Origin of the sequence: Geothrix fuzhouensis, from assembly GCF_024609325.1 — a bacterium.
Classification (GTDB): Bacteria; Acidobacteriota; Holophagae; order Holophagales; family Holophagaceae; genus Geothrix; species Geothrix fuzhouensis.
This window is the reverse complement of record NZ_JANHMQ010000001.1, coordinates 1,063,912-1,078,953: the sequence shown is the minus strand read 5'-3', so window position 1 is coordinate 1,078,953 and position 15,042 is coordinate 1,063,912. Positions and strand designations below refer to the sequence as shown.

Annotated in this window: 11 protein-coding genes; 10 read left to right on the top strand and 1 reads right to left on the bottom strand. The window is 55.5% G+C overall.

Going from position 1 to position 15,042, the window contains the following annotated elements:
* Positions 1-5: 5 nt before the first annotated feature.
* Complete coding sequence (locus NOV74_RS04920) at positions 6-1,244, top strand: tyrosine-type recombinase/integrase (RefSeq protein WP_257309769.1); 1,239 nt, start codon at positions 6-8, stop codon at positions 1,242-1,244.
* A 357-nt stretch (positions 1,245-1,601) separates the two neighbouring features.
* Positions 1,602-2,051: a hypothetical protein gene (locus NOV74_RS04915; RefSeq protein ID WP_257309767.1), complete on the top strand. Its 450-nt coding sequence runs from the start codon at positions 1,602-1,604 to the stop codon at positions 2,049-2,051.
* A 282-nt stretch (positions 2,052-2,333) separates the two neighbouring features.
* On the opposite strand, the gene NOV74_RS04910 is transcribed toward NOV74_RS04915, so the two are convergent.
* The gene (locus NOV74_RS04910; RefSeq protein ID WP_257309766.1) at positions 2,334-2,810 is read right to left on the bottom strand and encodes a hypothetical protein; all 477 of its coding nucleotides are present in this window, start codon (positions 2,808-2,810) and stop codon (positions 2,334-2,336) included.
* 686 nt (positions 2,811-3,496) lie between these two features.
* On the opposite strand from NOV74_RS04910, the gene NOV74_RS04905 reads away from it, so the two are divergent.
* The 8 genes from NOV74_RS04905 (at position 3,497) to NOV74_RS04875 (ending at position 15,041) form a co-directional block, all read left to right on the top strand.
* Positions 3,497-5,449 (top strand): type IV secretory system conjugative DNA transfer family protein, encoded by a 1,953-nt coding sequence (locus NOV74_RS04905; protein WP_257309764.1) that lies wholly within the window; start codon positions 3,497-3,499, stop codon positions 5,447-5,449.
* Positions 5,446-5,943 (top strand): hypothetical protein, encoded by a 498-nt coding sequence (locus tag NOV74_RS04900; protein ID WP_257309762.1) that lies wholly within the window; start codon positions 5,446-5,448, stop codon positions 5,941-5,943. Before NOV74_RS04905 ends, NOV74_RS04900 begins: the two co-directional genes overlap by 4 nt.
* A gap of 193 nt (positions 5,944-6,136) precedes the next feature.
* Positions 6,137-6,838 (top strand): JAB domain-containing protein, encoded by a 702-nt coding sequence (locus tag NOV74_RS04895; RefSeq protein WP_257309760.1) that lies wholly within the window; start codon positions 6,137-6,139, stop codon positions 6,836-6,838.
* 186 nt (positions 6,839-7,024) lie between these two features.
* Positions 7,025-8,395, top strand: a complete 1,371-nt coding sequence (locus NOV74_RS04890; protein ID WP_257309759.1) for a toll/interleukin-1 receptor domain-containing protein — start codon at positions 7,025-7,027, stop codon at positions 8,393-8,395.
* On the top strand, positions 8,392-9,909 hold the full coding sequence (locus NOV74_RS04885; RefSeq protein WP_257309757.1) for an argonaute/piwi family protein: 1,518 nt from the start codon (positions 8,392-8,394) through the stop codon (positions 9,907-9,909). The genes NOV74_RS04890 and NOV74_RS04885 overlap by 4 nt, the downstream gene beginning before the upstream one ends.
* Before the next feature lie 56 nt (positions 9,910-9,965).
* Positions 9,966-12,176 carry an ATP-binding protein gene (locus tag NOV74_RS04880; RefSeq protein ID WP_257309755.1) on the top strand — a complete coding sequence of 737 codons (2,211 nt, stop codon included), beginning with the start codon at positions 9,966-9,968 and terminating at the stop codon, positions 12,174-12,176.
* A 126-nt stretch (positions 12,177-12,302) separates the two neighbouring features.
* On the top strand, positions 12,303-12,542 hold the full coding sequence (locus NOV74_RS15445; protein ID WP_371748406.1) for a hypothetical protein: 240 nt from the start codon (positions 12,303-12,305) through the stop codon (positions 12,540-12,542).
* Between the two features lie 36 nt (positions 12,543-12,578).
* A complete protein-coding gene (locus tag NOV74_RS04875) occupies positions 12,579-15,041 on the top strand; it encodes an AAA family ATPase (protein ID WP_257309753.1) in 2,463 nt (820 codons plus the stop codon).
* Position 15,042: the final 1 nt, after the last annotated feature.

The following is a 15,042-nucleotide window of genomic DNA, read 5'->3' as shown; positions in this document are numbered from 1 at the left end:
TAAATATGGCTGGAGGACGGAACAAACTGGTTGCTCCCAAGATTGAGAAGTGCTCCAAACCTGGGTATCTGAACGATGGCGGGAACCTCTACCTTCAGATCGTAAAACGCGCCCCAGCGAAACCAGGCGAAGGCCCAAGGAAGAAGGTCGAGGGGGTCACGAAATCATGGGTCTTCAGGTATAGGCACCGTGTCACCAAGAAGCTCATTGAATTGGGGCTGGGGTCGTTTCCGGATATTTCCTTGCAGAAGGCGCGAGACAAGGCGGCGAGCCTGAGAGAAATCCTCCACGACCGCAAGGACCCGAAGGTCGAAAGGGCAGTGAAGCGAGTGGAAGAAAGGGCAAAAGAGGCCAAGACAATCACCTTTGACGAGGCTGCAACCAAGTGCATTGCCGACAGATTCTCTGGATGGAAGAGCGAGAAACACGCGCAGCAGTGGACCAATACCCTGAAGACCTACGCCTCGCCTGCGATCGGAACTCTGAATGTCGATGTCATCGATATCGCCTTGGTTCGGAAGGTGCTTGACCCTATCTGGAATACCAAGAACGAGACGGCCTCGCGGGTTCGGCAACGCCTCGAAGCCGTCCTCGCTTGGGCAAAAGTAAGTGGCTACCGCTCAGGTGAAAACCCTGCCGAATGGCGTGGAAACCTTGATCAATTGCTGCCGAAGCCCTCAAAGGTTCAGAAGAAGAAACACCATCGCGCCATGGCCCATTCGAAAATTCCGAAGTTCATGACGGATCTCCGTTCAAGGGAGGGCATCGCGGCGCTTGCTCTTGAATTTACGATTCTCACGGCGGCGCGTACCGGGGAAACCATCGGGGCGGTGTGGGGGGAATTCAATCTGGAGAAAAAGACCTGGACCGTGCCCGCCGAGAGGATGAAGGCAGAGAAAGAGCATGTGGTTCCACTCTCAGCAAGTGCCCTGAAGATCATTAAGGACCTGGAGCAAGTGAAAGAAGGGCCTTATGTGTTCCCAGGGCCAAAAGCAGGAACTCACCTCTCGACTGGTGGCATGGATGCGGTGCTTAAGAGAATGGAGCGCGACGATGCCACCGTTCATGGGTTCCGGTCCACATTCAGAGATTGGGCTGCCGATAAGACCAATTTCAGCAAAGAGGTCATTGAGCACGCCCTCGCACACCAGTTGGAAGATAAGGCCGAGGCGGCTTATCACCATTCGACCATGCTAGGTAAGCGCAGACCGCTGATGGCAGCGTGGGCAAATTACCTAGCCTAAGGTGATATTTTCTACTCTTGTATTTGGTTACGATGGTCATTATTTTTTAAACACTTTCAAAAATTCTTCAAAGTACTCATTTATGATTGAATTCCATGGATGTGTGCTGAATGTATTTTTTCTGAATTAGGTTGAAATAGATTGATTGTCGAGTCGATCAATCCATAGCCTAGGGACTATGGAGAAACGATCGATGAAGAGCGCTCAACGAGCGAACCTGTTAGGTGGCAAGTTCGCCATGGTGCGTGACTGTACAAGCGTTTGGCAATCTTATGGCTGGCCACCAATTACCCTGCACCACGATTTGTGGTGCAGGCACTTGCGTGTGCCAGAAATTACGCCACAACAGGTGATTCCATGATGAATAGCAAAAGCTTTTCGAACGCCAAAAGCGTGGTGCATTCGAAAATTGGCCCCCAGCATTACGAAACCCTCGAATGGATTGCCACCACCCGAGGGATCAGTATGACCCAGGCATTGCGCTCCCTGCTGGAGGAGGCACGGCAGCAGGAGACCGAGGCCATTCTGGGCTCACGCCTGGATGGTTTGGCTCGAACCCTAACTGGGGTCATCGAGCAGCAAGCCAGGCATGCGACAAGGATCGAGGCGTTGGTTTCGATCCTTCGTGGGATCGAGAACGCCCAGGTGGATCGGGAGACACAGATCCTCCAGACCCAGGGGGCAGTGGTGGGCATGACGCAGCTTGTCTACGCCCACCTACTCGCCATGGTCGAGGGAAGTTCTCGGGCGGATGAGATCTCGGCATCGGCACAGAAAAAGATCCAGGCGCTCCGAGGGGAGGCGTAGATGGTCATTGTGAAAGAAGGTTGGAAGAAGGGGTTTCGAGGACGCCAGCAGCCCGCGAGAGCGGATAGAAGGATGCATTACCTCGCGTCAGAGCATGGCCGTGACTCGGCATGCCTGTTGAGCGTTGAGGGGAAAGCTCTTTCGGTCGAGGAGGCCATCACCGCTATCGGAGGTAAGACCGCAACCTACCACGAGGTAATCCTGGCTGGGAGCGACTCAGAGTGTGAAACCCTCCGGCAACGCAACCCAGAGGATCAGCAGGGCGCTATCCGTGAATCAGGCCTACGTCTGGCGCACGACTATGCACATGGGCGACCATTCGTTCTTGCCATCCATGAGGGTGACGGTCGGTTCCACTTCCATATCGCAGTGGCTGGAGCCTCCAAAGGCCAAACTATGGGTCGGGATGGCACACTTCAACAAGTGTGGGACCGCGAGTATTTCGGCGATGAGCCCCGGATTCTGGACTGGGATTCGCACAAACGATTCCTGACGATCAAGGCACAGGTCCGACAAGTCATCCAGCGGCAGCAGGAAAATCACCGAAGCCGAAGAGATGCGATTCGGCGGGCTGATCCAGGGCGAAAGACGGAGGTGGCACGTCCCTTCGAAGCGAAGAGCCGAGAGCTCATCGAGCAGCGTTACATCCTGGAGATTGCCGCCCTCGATGCTCGCTACCAGGCGCGGAGCAGCCTGGATGGTCCGAGGCATCGTTCTGAAAAAGAGCGAGTCGAGCACCGCCGAACAGGGGCTCTGCATCGCCTGGATCGGCGTGAATCAGAACGCCGAATGCGGGCCATTGGTATGTCCCTCGATCAGGGAATCCAGATGGGCGGAAGGCAGGTAGGCCGGACCATCGGTGCGGTTGGTCAGGTCACGAAGGTTGGGGTGGATTCAGCCATGCGTGAATTTGGTGTTCCCCGCCCGCTCCGGGCCACGGCACGGATCACCATAACCCTGGCGACAGAGGCCTCCCGAGTCGCCTTGCAGACAACCATGGAAGCTGCCAAAGCTGCGATTCAAGTAAGCCTGAGGCTAACCCGTGGCGTCTCCACCCTGGCCCTGGGAGCGTTGGCGGCACCTGTTACGGGAGGCGCTTCCCTGGCAATGGCTTTGCCAGCGGCTCGGGCGGAGCTCACGGCGGCAGGTCGAGAGGCCAGCAAGGGCCTTGCCCGCGCCGGGAGTGGGCTGGTAGGAAGTGGGCAGCAGGCGGCCAACGCCATGGGCAGGGAGATCCTTCCCTTCGAGGCCAGCGAAATGGCCGACCTGGCAAGGGGCAATGCGGGGCGTCAATTCGCCCGCCACCTTCCGGAGTCACTGCGACGGGCCATGCAACTCGCCAGGATCCTCCCCTCCGGCTCTCCCTTGGCCGTGGCCGTAAGGCTGGCCACAGAGACTGCCAGGGCGGCTCAGGAGGCCTCTCGTCCCCACCTGGAGGTAGACCGATGAACCCCATCACGGTTTCTCAACTGCTCCGCCTCTGGCAACAGGTGTCATGGCCATCGATCCTCCTAGGCGGCTTTGGCCTGGCGTGGATCGTGTTCCGCGATGTTCTGGTGAGTGGGGTCGATGCCCACTACTGGCTGGTGCATCATTCCAAACCATGGGTTCGACAGCTTCTCCATCGGCGATCGGGAAAGCTCGCGGCCCTTTTCACGGGGCTACTTTTTTTCGGATTCCTGTTTGCATTCGCTATAGAATCCGTTCCCTTCCGGGACTGGGCCTACAGGGAACCCAGATCATTCCTCTGGGCCAACCTGGGGATCGGCTCCATTGCCGTGATTGTGCTCATCACCTGGGACACTCATCCCTCGTACCTCAGGCGCGGTGAAAGTTGGGCGAGTGCCGAATTTCGGGACCTTCACGAGGACTGGGGGCGCTTCGACCGCCAGGACGGAAAGAGCGTAGGAAACGGCAAGCCTGTGGCCGTTCTGCTCGCATATCGCGATTGTGGGCGGAAAGCACGTCGGATGCTCATGACTCTTCAGAGGAAGGTCAGGAACCTCACATTCGTATTCCTGCGGTGGGATGTGCTCTCGCGTCACATCCTCATCCTTGGGCCTCAAGGCAGCGGCAAGACCAGTGCCTTCTACGGCCACATTATGCTTTCAGCGACCCACCCGTGGATCTACCAAGACAGCAAATCGGAACTCCCCTTCCGAGTTATGTTTCCAGAACGCCTCGTCTGGGGCCTTGACGTACGAGGCCACGAGACCCGAAGTGGTGTGTGGAACCCGCTCCAGGAAATCCGCAGCCCAGACGACATTGACCTGATCGTCGACTACGTTTTCCCCACAAACGCTCGGGACGCAAATCCATGGGTCAGGGAGATGGCACGTGTGCTTTTCTCGGCGATTCTCCACTCCCAGCCGTGGAGCAGCCTCCAGGAAATCTCCAGAGAACTAAGGCGGACGCGGCTGGAGACGTTCTTGGAAGGCCTCGATTCGATCTGGAAGGACCTCCTCAAGGAACCGAAATCACAGGTGCCAATTCTCCAGGATCTCGTCGCCACGCTTGCTCGATGGGAAGCCCCTCGGGTGGCGACAATAACGGAAGGAGATAGCACAGTCTCTCTCGACGAGTTCATCACGCGAGGTGGATGGGTGATGAGTTGCGAGATGTCCGATGCTCTGCGGACTCCGGTCCATCTGTTCTGGGGCATGCTGATTGGCCGTTTGAGAAATCGCGCCGAGGGGTCCGCGCCAATTCTTCTCCTGCTCGATGAATTCGGAGATGCTGGCCGATTGCCCAGCATCGAAAGGGCCTTGGTCCTCCTAAGAAGCAAGGGTGTTGCCTTCGTCGCCGCCATCCAGAATCTGGGGCTCATGGAGGATGTGTACCCCCAGAACTGGAAGGCTGTGGTGAAGGGTTTCGGAAGCAAGATCTGGCTCATGCGAAACGCTGAAGACGACACGCGGGAAACGCTTTCGCGTGTTCTCGGAAAGTGGACCAGGCGCATCAAGCCAGCCAACAAGCACTCCAAGGAAACCGAGAAGGAGGCCGACCTGGTACCGATTGACGCCTGGGGAACATGGTCCGACGAACGTGCCGCGATCGCACGGGCCAATGGGTGGACCTACTGGCTCCCATTGAGTCTTCCGGTCCCGAACACGCCTCTTGGGGCTGGCGTTGAAGCGGGCGATCCGTGGGAGGAAGCGCGGGCCATGGCTGCAATGGCCGTCGAGGAGATCTCACAGGAATCGGGCGAATCGCACCAAGAGCGATGGAATCCGCTGTCCGCAACCTTCATCAGTCCTGAACCGATTGGGAGTGGGCTGGAGATGCTTGGCGAGCTTCACTTGCCATCACCTCCAACAGCAGTCGCGATCCCCACACCAGAAAACGCACTCACACAGGCCGGGGGCCCGGCCATCACCCAAGAGGAGGAATGGCTATGAGCCAGATTCACGACGCAACAGCAGCACTTGCACGACTGGAGCGCCTTCGGGAGCTCGGGTACAGATGGGACGCCGCCGCCAGGGAACTGGCGGCCAACGGATTTGAGGAACGGGCCATTGCTGAGGGGCTTCGAGCCAAGGGCGCGTGGATGGCTTCGGCCTCGGCTCTCAAGACTTCTGGGCTGCCATACGAGGACATCGTGGTCCATCTTCAGGAGATGTTTGCCGGATGGGCGGACGTTGCGACCGCGTTGATGGCGGCGGGTCTGACGGGCGCAGATGTGTTGCGAACCCTTCTTCCTGTGGCGGAAGAAGCCCACGACCTTTGGAGCGTCGTTCAGGTTGCGGTGTGCCGTTCCCCGGAAGCAGCAGATTTTACCGAACTCAGGGCGGTCCTCAGGTTCTACGGGATCGATGCGGAGGAAGCGGTAAACCATTTTGCCGGGCCATTCGGGACGAAGGAGGAAGCTGAACGGCGGCTTGGGGTCTTGTAGAACCGAGGAACAAGAGGCACGGGGGAATGGCTCCCGTGCCCATTTCGTGTCAGGCACTGCCGGATGTCCATTCCCCGCGCCCGGCACCCCTGCCCGCTCTCTGCCCGGTTCCCGGTGCGTTCCCGGTTCGGGTCTTGGGAGCGGGGGCCACCGTCTCGTGAGTGCCCCGACTCGATGGGCACGGAGATGAGCCATGAACCCCCACGCTTCCTTTGTCCCCCAGCCCCTGCTTTCCTGTGAATCCCAGCCGACACCCAAGCTCTCACATGTGTCCGAGACCTTGGCCATGTATGGTCCGGAAGCCCTCAGTGACGCGCAGATTATCGAAGCCATGCTGACGCGGACTCGCGCAGGACGCGCCGAGACAATGCTCGCCCAGGCTGGCAGCCTCGCCCGGATGACAGCCATGGGACCTGCCGAGCTCCAAGCCATTGGTCTCACCAGGGTCGAGATGGCCAGATTCGCAATCCTCCAGGAAGTGCAACGCCGATCCCAGCGCTCCGCCGAGCGCCCGCGAATCAGTTCCCCACGGGCCGCTGGAGCGTATCTTCTCCCTCGCTGCACTGGCTGGACCGAAGAGCGCTTTGGGCTTTTGAGTCTGAACGCCAAAGGTGAACTTTTGGCGGAACGCATCCTGAGCCAGGGCACTGCTACCGCCACGCTCATCAGCCCTCGCGAATTCTTCCGGGAGGCACTCCGCTATGGCGCGGCCACGGCATTGGCATTTCACAATCATCCATCTGGGGATCCGACACCTTCCCGCGAGGATTGCGCCCTGACCAAGCGTCTTCGTGATGCCGGAGAGAGTCTAGGAGTGCCTCTCGCTGACCATATGGTGATCGGTGCCGAAACCTGGCATAGCTTCCGGGCGGCTGAAGGGTGGGACCGCTCCTAGCTTCAGTCCTGGCCAATGTGCCAAAGGTGAAGGTGGATAACGACCTAGCCTGACATCGTGGGATTGCAGCCACTTATATCCACTATCCAGCAGTAGACTGGGGAGGATCTTCGGAGACTTCACTGCAATGGCCACCACCAGTGCTTTCCTTCTCATAGACTTCCTCATGTCGGATGAGTTGCGCCCATGAAGGAAGCTGCCACTCGCATGGAAGCAATGAGAGACACGATTTTCATCAGCCACGCCAACCCAGAGGATAACGAGTTCACGCAGTGGCTCAGCCTTCAGCTAAGTCTTCAGGGATACGCGGTTTGGTCTGATGTGACCAAGTTGATTGGTGGCGAGGACTTCTGGGTTGATATCGAATCGGCGATCCGGGATCGAACCATCAAGTTCCTGTTTGTTGCCTCAAGAGCTTCCAAGACTAAGCAAGGTGCCTTGAACGAATTGGCAGTTGCTCTTACCGTCGCACGGCAGATTTCGATCCACGATTTCATTATCCCGATCCGGATCGATGATCTTCCTTTCAGCGAATTCAGCATCCAGATCCATCGCTTGAATGGCATTGATTTCCATGGAAACTGGGCTATGGGACTTGCCAAGCTACTCAAGAAACTGAATGAAGACACGGTGCCGAGAGACGAAGCGAAGTTCAATGCCTCGACCATCCGATCCTGGTGGGACGCAAATCATTTGGGCGAGGAAATCGTCAAGCACGAACCTGAAGTCCTGCTTTCGAACTGGCTTCCCGTCGAAGATCTCCCCAGCCAAGTTTTCCTTCACACGGATAAAATCAAGCAGAACTCGCGGATGGGTTTTCGCTTTCCTGCGCACCGGATCGGTTCATCCACCTTGTCCTTTGCGACTGCGGAAGAACTGGGACTTACCCAGGTCGATTCAACCCAATACGCCACCAAAGATGTCCTTGCTGGGAGCATTCAAGATGCTCCCTTGAACGGGGAGCAGTGCCAATTCGCGCTCTTGCGGGTTCTCAGAGTTTCATGGGATAGAGCCATGTCCGATGCGGGGTTGGCGCTCCATGAAATGGCGAGCAAGAAGCGTTGCCGATACTTCAATCGGACCCACTTCAAGGGTAAAGAGTTCGTGCCCTTCGAGAATTCGGGTTTCAAGGGACGACGAACCTTAATCGGGAAGTTGAAGGAGAACCAGTGGCATTACGGGTTGAGCGCTGAGGTTCGGATCGATCCGTTCCTTCTGCTGGCCCTGTATCCCCATGTCCTGGCGACCACGAACGGGAGCACCCTCCTTTCCTCTGCTGCGAAGCTCCATGCCGCAAGACGATCCGCGTGCAAAGATTGGTGGAATGCGGAATGGCGCGACCGCCAGCTTGCATGCTTGCAATGGTTGGCCAACAAGAACGACGGGAAAAGCATTCTGGTGCGCCTTTCTTCGTCCTTGTCCTTCGATGTTCCCATCACACCAATTCAATTCCGAAGCCCCCTTTCCTACTCCGAGGAATCGCTCAAGAGGGATGAGGATCCACCCGAGGACCCGGCTTTCGAGGAGGCCACCCTTAATCAAGTCGAGGGTCCATGATTGAACTGGTCCACATCCCCGAGCCGTCGCTGCTGTTCCGCCATGGTCAGGCAACCCTTGACCCAAGGGATGGGCTCACCTTGTTTGGTCCGCTGGAGGATCCGGCCATTGGCAGGATCCAGTGGGCAGCGGTTGGACCCAGGTCTTGCATTGATCGGATGAAGAAGTGGGTGACGCGAGTTCAGGGACCTGTTTATGGCCCACCTGGCGCGACCGCTCGCCCACTTTTCCCTGGGTTTGAATCAGTGTTCAGGACGGTCTGGGATTCGAACCCCGTGCTTGAGCTTGAGATCCCTGCGGATGAGATCAGCCGCAGAGTTCACAATGCTGACAAACACCAGCGGGTATTTCAGACGGCGGATCTCTACGTTGAGAAGATCCTTCAGGCCAGGATGGACGAGGATATCACTCCCACAATCTGGTGTGTGCTCATTCCGGAAGAAGTGTATTCCTATTGTCGGCCTCAATCCCAGGTCCCAACAAGTGAGAAGGTCCAACCGGCAAACCGGCTGAGCAAAATGGATCTCCGAAAGTCCGCGACTGAACAGTTCCTATTCGAAGACATGAAGGAATTGGCTCAGGAATACACGTACGAGGCCAATTTCAGGCATCAACTGAAGGCTCGGCTTCTGCCGCACTTGGTTCCTATTCAGATCATCCGGGAAATCAAGATCGCCGAAGCCGATCTTGTCTCGGCTTCTGGCAAACCGCTCTGCCCAGACTCAACCCTGGAATCGGCCATCGCCTGGAACCTTGCGACTGCTGTCTACTACAAGTCCGGTGGGCGTCCCTGGAAGCTGGGAGCAGCCCGTGACGGGGTTTGCTACATCGGCATGGTCTTCAAACAGATGGAGCGGGAGGCGGACACCAGGACCGCCTGCTGTGCGGCGCAAATGTTCATGGACTCGGGAGATGGCGTGGTATTCCGAGGTGCCGTTGGCCCTTGGTTTCATGAGAAGCGAGGGGACTTTCACTTAGACAAGAAGTCGGCCAAAGAAATCGTGTCCATGTGCATCGAGGCCTATCGAAAGCAAAATGGAAAATCTCCTAAGGAGTTGTTCCTGCACGGCCAGATCTCCCTTCGTGACGAGGAGTGGTCCGGATTCATGGAGGGAGCGGGCAGCGAAACCAAGGTCGTTGGCGTCCAGATTCGCCCTTCTGCCGCGATCAAGCTATTCCGCCCCGGCGATCATCCTGTTCTCCGTGGGACAGCCTATCTGGTGAACGAGAAGTCCGGCTTTCTCTGGACGAAGGGCATGGTACCGCGCCTTCGAACCTATCCAGGACGGGAAGTCCCGAAGCCCATATTCATCCAGATCTGCCGAGGTGATTCGGACATCCGAACGGTTATGGCGGATGTTCTCGCTCTCACCAAGCTGAACTACAATTCCTGCACGTTTGCCGATGGCGTGCCCGTAACCCTAAAATTTGCGGATGCCGTGGGTGAAATTCTTACGGCTGGTCCGTTCGCCAAGGATTCCGGGCATCCCTTGCCTTTCAAATACTACATTTGACCTCGAAAGTTTTTTGCACCAGCCCTTGGTGAAAGTCGAACTCGTGAAGGCCCATTATGATTGAAGCGATCAGCATTGCAGGCACAGCGACTTTCGGAGCCCTGCCCGAAACCCTGGATGGGCTTTCGCAGTTCAACTTCATCTATGGAGCGAATGGCACCGGCAAAACCACGATCAGCCGGGTCATTGCAGATGAGCGAGCATTTCCGACCTGCAAGGTGACCTGGAAACGCGGCACGCCTCTTCAACCCATGGTTTACAACCGCGATTTCGTGGACAGGAACTTCAATCCATCGACTGACCTAAAAGGTGTATTCACCCTTGGAGAGAAACAGGCAGACTCCCTCACCAAGATTGAGACCGCGAAAGATGAGCTTGATGCTCTCACCAAGAAGGTCGAAACACTGACCAACAGCCTTCAGGGTGCGGATGGAACGGGTGGCAAGAAGGGTGAGCTTGCTGCATTGGAGTCGGAGTTTAAGGACAAATGCTGGGCGCAGAAGCAGAAGCATGATCCAAAGCTGCAAGGCGCATTCGAAGGGTTTCGCGGAAGCGCGGAGAAGTTCAAAGGAAAGTTGGTTTTGGAGTTGTCCAACAACTCCGAAACTTTATCAACACTGGAGGAGTTGGAGAAGCGAGCCGCAACCGTTTTTGGCACAACTCCTACCACAGAGCAGTTGATCCCTGGCCTAGATGCGACCAAATCGATTGCGCATGAAACCAACCCCATTCTTGGGAAGCGGGTCATTGGCAAAGATGATGTTGATATCGCGGCGATGATCAGGAAACTTGCCAATAGTGACTGGGTTCGCGAAGGTCGTGCGTTCTATGACTTGAATCAAGGGGTCTGTCCGTTCTGTCAGCAGAACACGACGGACTTGTTTGCTAAAAGCTTGAACGAATACTTCGATGAGACGTTTGAAAACGAAAGCAAGGCCATCGACGACCTCGTAACGAACTACAAAACAGACTCGGCTCGGCTCCAGCAGCAGGTCGCATCCATTCTTGCCGCCCCATCCCGATTCTTGGATGCGGAGAAGCTGAAAACGGAGAAGGAGCTTCTCGACTCCATCTTCACCATCAACTACCAGAGGATCAGCCAGAAGAAGAAGGAGCCAAGCCAGGTTATCGAACTCGAATCGATCAGCAATGTCGTGGCAGCGCTCAAGACGATCATCGATTCTACAAACGCCTTGATTGGTGAGCATAACCGGATGGTGGCGAACCTCTCGCAGGAGCGCACCAAGCTCACGGCGCAAGTATGGAAATTCCTCCTTGACCACGAACTCAAGGATTACTTGGTGACGTACAAACAGACCAAGGAGGCCCTGGATAAGGCGATTGCCGGAATGTCTTCGCAGATCGTGACCGCGAGGAGCGAATCGACAAAGAAGGAGGCTGAAATTCGGGAATTGGAAAAGCAGACGACCAGCGTTCAGCCAACCATAGATGAAATCAATGCCCTGCTTTCCTCATTCGGATTCAAGGGGTTTTCGCTCGCGAAGGCGGCAAGTGGAACCTCCTACAAACTAATCCGTTCAGACGGGACAGATGCAAAGGCGACATTAAGCGAAGGTGAAAAGACCTTTGTTACCTTCCTATATTTCTATCACCTCCTGAAGGGAAGCGACTCGGAAAGCGGCATGACGATGGATCGTGTGGTCGTGTTTGACGACCCGGTATCCAGTTTGGATAGCGACATCTTGTTCATCGTTGGCAGTCTTATCAAGGGTCTTTTTGAAGAAGTTCGGACGGGGGTTGGGCACCTCAAGCAAGTGTTTGTCCTGACCCACAACGTATATTTCCACAAGGAAGTCACGTTCAATCCCAGACGGGACAAGGCAGTCTGCCTATGCGAAGAGACCTTCTGGGTGGTTCGTAAGCCGGGAGATATTTCCAAATTCGACAATCATCCGTCCAACCCGATCAAGACATCCTACGAACTTCTCTGGGCAGAAGTTCGCAAGGCTGATCGAACCAATTTGACCATTCAGAACACGCTTCGGCGAATACTGGAAAACTACTTCAAAATCCTAGGTAGGGTCGATCTGAATAAGATCTGCGAGATGTTTGAAGGGAAAGAAAAACTCCTCTGTAATTCCCTGGTCTCCTGGGTTCACGATGGATCGCATTTCGCTCACGATGACTTATATGTTTCGATCGATGAAGCCATGGTCGAGGCTTATCTAAAGGTATTCGAGGCTATTTTTTACAAGATGAAACACGAAGGGCATTACCAGATGATGATGGGTAATCCGGGAGGCTGAGGGGCAGAAAAATCAAATGCGGCGATTACAGTCCTCATTCCGCCCAAGAAACGACAAGAATTGTCCATTCCATGGTGGGACAATGACGAAATCTTTCCCCCCTTTGACTAAATGTGTGGAGCTCTCATGAAGATCGCCTTGAGAACCCCCTCCTTGAAGAAGCGAATCGCTGCCCGTACCAGCCCAGCAAGGTTCATTCGTCAAAATATGGGCCTAAAGGCTCCTCGCGGCTGGGGTTGGCTCACCAATCCGCGCAAAGCTGCCTACAACCGAATCTATAGCCGAACCACCTTCGGCCTACGCGGGTGCGCCTGGGTCCTTCTAATCCCTGGCACGACCCTCGGATTCTGGTGGATGATGAGATAACTCCTTAGCCGCCCGTCTTTTCCAAGGGATACCCCCATGTCCGAGCAATCACCTATCACGGGTAACAGTCCGAACCTTGAATTGCTTATGAAAGAGTTCGCTGCCCAGGCTGAATCTTGGTTCAAGGACCGGACCTTCGTCCTGGATTACAACCGAATCGTACAGGCCTTCTTTGAGCCTGAAAACCTCCAGAAGGCCGAGTGGCCGAACTTTCAAGAGCTCGCCGACCAGCTACATTCATTCAACAGCGTAAAACTGGCCAAAACACGAGCGTTCGGCCAACCGAACTACCCCATCGAAAAATATCGAGAATCGTTTGAATTTCTGGCTCATGGCCAGGGTTCTGTTGAAGACCGTATGCGAGCCTTCATGGGCGACAAGGAAGCCTATGCAAGCAAGTTCATTGGCCCTAGCGCTGTTTCCGAATTGATCGGACAACTCTTTCCAGAAAAATTTCTATTCATGAACCAGAGAGATACGGACGCTGCCAAATACCTTGGGATCTATCCCATCTTTCCAAAGGGTGCGGATTTCCCCCAGAGATTCACGGCTTTCAACGTTGCCATGGTTCCTCTCTTCGAGGAGTATCAACGCGTCGTCGGCATTCGAATTGGAGCACCAATCGGCCTCGAAGTGGATCAGTTTCTAAGCTGGATTTTCGAAACGAAGATCCCCAAGAAGGCTGGGGATAAGCCCAAATCGGGTGGGCAGCAAATCTGGGTCTTCGCTCCTGGACCTCAGGCTAGATTCTGGGAGGAGTGCAGAAGCCAATCCATCGCAGTTTACGGTGGAGACTTGCTTGGACCGCTGGACGCCTACCAGACGAAGGATGAGATCCTCCAGCAACTCAAGGTGCTCTATCCGAAGGAGGATGTAGAGCCCACCAACGATGCCAGAGCCGCCTGGGAGTTCTGCCGTGTTATGAAGGAAGGTGACCTTGTCATTGCCAAGAAGGGAAATCGTAAGATCCTTGGCGTGGGTATTGTCCGAAGTGGCTACCGGCATGACCCCACCCGTCCGGAGTACCCAAATGTCCGTGACGTGGATTGGATCCACGAGGGGGATTGGACTCTACCGGATGGGGAAAGCTTCGCCACCAAGGCCCTCACGAACATCACCCGGTACAAGGAATCCGTCGCCGCCATCCTTGCGACTGTCGGCATCAAGACCGACGAAGTTGATGTTGAAGATGGTCCAAAGCACTACTGGATGAACTGTTCCCCCGGTATCTGGAGCGTCGCTAGTTGCGAGATCGGCGGGGAACAGGTCTACACAACCCACAACGATAAAGACAACAAGCGTCAGGTCTACGCCTGCTTCCAGGAGGTCAAACCGGGTGATCTAGTGATCGGATACGAAACGACGCCTGAGCAAAAAGTGACCAGTCTTTTGGAGATTACCAAGGGGATTCATGTCGATGCTGAGGAGGGTGAATGCATTCGTTTCAAGATCCTCCGTCACCTGGAAAAGCCACGATCCCTCCAGGAGCTCAAGGCAGTGCCAGCATTGGCAGACTGCGGGCCTGTGCAGGGGAACCGGCAGGGGAGTCTCTATAAACTCACCAAGGCTGAGTTCGATACGATTCTTGGCGCTGATCCTGTTTCAGAAGTAGAAGCAGTTGAGCCAGAAGATGAAGAGGCGCTCGAATACACCGTTCAAGATGCGGTGAAGGAGCTCTTTGTGGGGGAAGCCACGGTCCAAGAGTGGCTGGGGCAGTGGGAGCGCGATAAAAACCTGATCATTCAAGGACCGCCAGGTGTCGGGAAAACATTCTTCGCGAAGCGCCTCGCCTACGCGCTGATGAAGACTAAGGACCCCAAGCAAGTCGCCATGATTCAGTTCCACCAGTCCTATGGATACGAGGACTTCGTTCAAGGGTTGCGGCCTCGTCCCGAGGGTGGGTTTGTCCTGAGGAATGGTGTTTTCTATAAGTTCTGCCTCGATGCTAGGCGTTCGCCTAAGAAGCATGTCTTCATCATCGATGAGATCAATCGGGGCAATATTTCTAGGATCTTCGGCGAACTCTTGATGCTGGTTGAGAATGACAAGCGGGGAGAAGAATTCGCGCTGAAACTCGCCTATCAAGAGGACAGTCAAACGTTTTTCGTTCCGGAAAATGTCTACATCCTTGGCTTGATGAACACGGCAGACCGCTCACTGGCCGTGGTGGACTACGCGCTACGTCGCCGGTTCTCCTATGTAGATCTTCTTCCGGCCTTCGAGAGCAATGAGTTCAAAAGCGCTCTCACCGAGAATTGCCCCGAAGACCTAGCAGTGAACATCATCCAGAAGATGAAGCGCCTGAACAAGGAAATCGTCGAGGACACCTCGAACCTTGGACCAGGCTTCAGCATCGGCCACAGCTATTTCTGCGACATCAACTCCGCTGAGGATTATCAGCGGGTCATTCGGTTCAAGATCGCTCCCCTACTGAGAGAGTACTGGTTCGATGACCCCAAGAAATCAGACCGATGGATAAAGGATTTGCAGGGCCTGTGAG

What these genes read in the sequence shown, in the direction of transcription:
- NOV74_RS04885 (WP_257309757.1), top strand. Translation starts at nt 8,392, where the DNA reads ATGATTGAACTGGTCCACATCCCCGAGCCGTCGCTGCTGTTCCGCCAT.
- NOV74_RS04900 (WP_257309762.1), top strand. Translation starts at nt 5,446, where the DNA reads ATGAGCCAGATTCACGACGCAACAGCAGCACTTGCACGACTGGAGCGC.
- NOV74_RS04905 (WP_257309764.1), top strand. Translation starts at nt 3,497, where the DNA reads ATGAACCCCATCACGGTTTCTCAACTGCTCCGCCTCTGGCAACAGGTG.
- NOV74_RS04880 (WP_257309755.1), top strand. Translation starts at nt 9,966, where the DNA reads ATGATTGAAGCGATCAGCATTGCAGGCACAGCGACTTTCGGAGCCCTG.
- NOV74_RS04890 (WP_257309759.1), top strand. Translation starts at nt 7,025, where the DNA reads ATGAAGGAAGCTGCCACTCGCATGGAAGCAATGAGAGACACGATTTTC.
- NOV74_RS04915 (WP_257309767.1), top strand. Translation starts at nt 1,602, where the DNA reads ATGATGAATAGCAAAAGCTTTTCGAACGCCAAAAGCGTGGTGCATTCG.
- NOV74_RS04875 (WP_257309753.1), top strand. Translation starts at nt 12,579, where the DNA reads ATGTCCGAGCAATCACCTATCACGGGTAACAGTCCGAACCTTGAATTG.
- NOV74_RS04920 (WP_257309769.1), top strand. Translation starts at nt 6, where the DNA reads ATGGCTGGAGGACGGAACAAACTGGTTGCTCCCAAGATTGAGAAGTGC.
- NOV74_RS04910 (WP_257309766.1), bottom strand. Translation starts at nt 2,810, where the DNA reads ATGCAGAGCCCCTGTTCGGCGGTGCTCGACTCGCTCTTTTTCAGAACG.
- NOV74_RS04895 (WP_257309760.1), top strand. Translation starts at nt 6,137, where the DNA reads ATGAACCCCCACGCTTCCTTTGTCCCCCAGCCCCTGCTTTCCTGTGAA.
- NOV74_RS15445 (WP_371748406.1), top strand. Translation starts at nt 12,303, where the DNA reads ATGAAGATCGCCTTGAGAACCCCCTCCTTGAAGAAGCGAATCGCTGCC.